The 3,380-nt window shown below is 62.1% G+C and carries 1 protein-coding gene; it reads left to right on the top strand.

What is annotated here, in order from left to right; all coding sequences use genetic code 11:
• Positions 1-50: 50 nt before the first annotated feature.
• The coding region (locus QOC89_RS15440) for a beta-ketoacyl synthase N-terminal-like domain-containing protein (protein ID WP_323045802.1) at positions 51-3,380 on the top strand (3,330 nt) is incomplete at its 3' end.

Below are 3,380 nucleotides of genomic sequence, written 5' to 3'. Positions count from 1 at the left end.
GAGCTGGCGTGTTGATTGAATACCAGAACTTCCGGGATTCCAACCCAGTGATGCAAGCGCGGGCGCCGGCGGGTTCGGTCCGCGTGCGTGCGCATAGCGCGGGAGCGGTGGAGTGGGCAACGCAGGTGCGGGACACGATAGAACAGGTACTGGGCAAGCGGCGAGACGGCACGTATGAACCGCAGACGCCTCTAATGGAAATGGGATTGAGTTCGCTTGACTTGCTGGAGTTGCGTCATCGGCTCGGCGAACGCGTCGGGATCACGCTGCATCCGACTTTTTTCTTTCAGTGTGGAACACCCGCAGCGGTTGTCGAATACCTTCAGGCCCACGATCTGATCAATGAATGTGCAGGGGAAGGTGAAACGTCGCGTGCTCAGTCGAGCGACGCAGCAATTCAGCAGCAGAACATGCCGACGACACGCTCCGCGCATGAGGGGTGCTCAAGGTGGGTGCGAAACACAATAGAGCAGGCGCTGGGCCCCGAGCGATCGGCAGCGTTTGGTCCGCACGTGCCGCTGATGGAAATGGGATTGAGTTCACTCGACTTGCTGGAATTGCGTCATCGCCTTGGTGAACAGGTCGGGATCGAGCTTGAGGCGACGTTTTTCTTTCAATGTGGCACGCCCGCGGCGATTGATGAATATCTGCAAGTGCAAGGCGTGGCACTTGAAGCGCGCTCGGCCGAAACCACGGGTCAGGCCAGCGAAGGAAATGCGCGTACGAACGTCGTGTCGGACTTTGCCGACGACTTGCACAGCCAGGCAACCAGCGGTGTTTCAGAAAGAGACAAGATCGCTGTGATCAGTGTCGGCTGCCGTTTTCCGGGCGAAGCGTCGAGCCCGGAACAATTCTGGGCGTTATTGGAAGGCGGCATCGATGCTATCAAGGAGCGATCAACGCCTGGCACGTGTCGAAAGAATGATAGGGATGACCGAGCGATTTGCAGAGAGGGTCAATTCGGTGGCTTCCTCGAAGACGTCTCCCGGTTCGATGCATCATTTTTCCGGATTTCCCCACGCGAAGCGGAATTGATCGATCCGCAACATCGCTTCTTGCTGGAAGTCGTGTGGGAGGCCTTTGAGCGAGCCGGGATCGACCCTACGCGATTGGCGGGGTCGAACACGGGTGTATTTGTTGGCGTGATGGGCCACGACTACGAAACCTTGCTGAACCGGCAGGGCGCCGGCCATGCTGCCGATCCTCACTTCGCCACCGGCAACGCGGCGTCGATCGCGGCCGGCAGGATCGCCTATTACTTCGACTTGCATGGCCCTGCCTTGTCGGTTGATACGGCGTGCAGTTCTTCGTTGGTGGCCACGCACCTGGCGTGCGAAAGCCTGCTCGCGGGGGAATGCGACCTGGCCGTGGCCGGTGGTGTAAACATGCTGCTGAACGATGAGACGTTCGTCGCGTTCGCACGGGCTGGAATGCTGTCGCCGGATGGCCGCTGCAAGACCTTCGACGCGTCCGCGAACGGCTATGTGCGTGGCGAAGGCTGCGCAATCCTGATCTTGAAGCGCCTCGCCGATGCGCAACGGGATGGAGATCCAGTCTGGGCGGTGATTCGAGGCAGCGCGATCAATCAGGATGGAGCGAGCGCGGGGCTGACCGCCCCGAATCAGAAGGCGCAACAGGCGGTCATTGAAGCGGCGCTCAAGCGCAGTGGGATCGCCGCGCATGAGGTGAAATATCTGGAGGCGCACGGGACAGGGACCCCGCTTGGCGATCCGATCGAGGTGGAAGCCGCGGCAGCGGCGCTAGGTGTCGGTCGTGGCGCCGATTCACCGCTGCTGATCGGGTCGGTGAAAACCAATGTGGGGCACCTGGAAGCGGCGGCGGCTGTGGCGGGATTGATAAAAGTCATTCTGTCCATGCGGCATGGTGTTATTCCGAAGCACTTGCATTTCGAAACGCCGAATCGACACATTCAATGGTCGCGACTGCCAGTAAAAGTGGCGGCTGAAGCGCAGCCGTGGCCTGACGGTAAGAAGGTGGCCGGCGTGAGCAGTTTTGGCTTCAGCGGCACGAACGCGCATGTGGTGCTGGAGGAGTACGTGGCGCCGCCGGACGTTCAGCGGGCATGGGTGGGGCCGGTGGCAGTGGTGCTGTCGGCGAGAAACGAGGAGCGCCTGCGGGTGCAGGTGGAGCAACTGCGCGCGTATCTCGACACGCATGAAGTAAGGCTGCTGGATCTGGCGTACACGTTGCAGGTGGGACGCGAGGCGATGGGGACGCGCCTCGCGCTGGTGGTGGATTCGCTGGAAGCGCTCAAGGTCAGGCTGAAGGACTATGAACGAGACGACGCGCATCTGGAAGGCGTGTACCGGGGCGAACTGAAACACAGCCAGCAGACATTGGCGGCGTTGACGGCTGACGAGGCGTTTCAGGAAGCGATCGATAAGTGGCTTGCGCGCGGCAAGATGGACAGGCTTGCCCAGATCTGGGCGCAAGGCGTGACGCTCGAGTGGGAGAAGCTATACGGCGAGACGAAGCCGCAGCGCATCAGTTTGCCGACCTATCCGTTCGCACGCGAGCGGTACTGGGTGCCACAAAATGACAGTGCAACGCCGCAGCTGGGTTCGCTTGACAAGCATCGACTTCACCCGTTGGTCCATCGCAACACGTCGGATCTGAGCGAACAGCGCTATAGCACAACGCTCAGCGGCGATGAGTTCTTCGTCAGCGAACATGTGGTGCGGGGGCAGCGGGTGGTGCCGGGGGTGGTGCAACTGGAGTGGGCACGGGCGGCGGCAAGCATGGCTCTCGGGCGCTCGTCGTCGGAGTGTGCGATCCGACTGACGCAGGTGAACTGGATGCGGCCGTTGGTGGTGAACGAGCCGCTGGAGGTGCATGTCGGTTTGACACAGGAGGAGGACGGTCGGACTGGCTACGAGATCTATAGCGGCGAGGGCGACGACGCGGTGGTCTACAGCCAGGGCTGCGCGCAAGTCGTGTCAGCGGGTGCGGCACCCCAGCTGGATCTGGCGGGCCTGCGGGCACAGTGCGGGCGCACAATCGGGCGGGCCGACTGCTATGCCCGGTTGGCGGCGGCCGGCTTGAGTTATGGGCCGAGCTTCATCGTATTGACGGCGCTGGAGGTGGGAGACGGAGTCGTGGTAGGGGCGTTGCAGCGCGCGACCGATACGTTCGAAGACGGCTATAGCTTGCCGCCGAGTTTGATGGATGGGGCGTTGCAGGCAAGCATGGAGTTGGCTACGACCGATGGCGGGCTGGCGCTGCCGTTTGCGCTGCAGGCGATCGAGCAGTGGGGGACGGTGCCGAGCCCTGCGTGGGCAATCGTGAGGCCCGCAACGGGCGACAGCGCGGCGATGCGCAAGCTCGACGTCGAAATCGTGGATGAGACTGGCCAGGTGGCC

The sequence above is a fragment of the Paraburkholderia sp. genome (assembly GCF_034668105.1).
In the GTDB taxonomy this organism is placed as follows: Bacteria; Pseudomonadota; Gammaproteobacteria; order Burkholderiales; family Burkholderiaceae; genus Paraburkholderia.
This window is presented reverse-complemented; position numbering and strand designations above follow the sequence as displayed.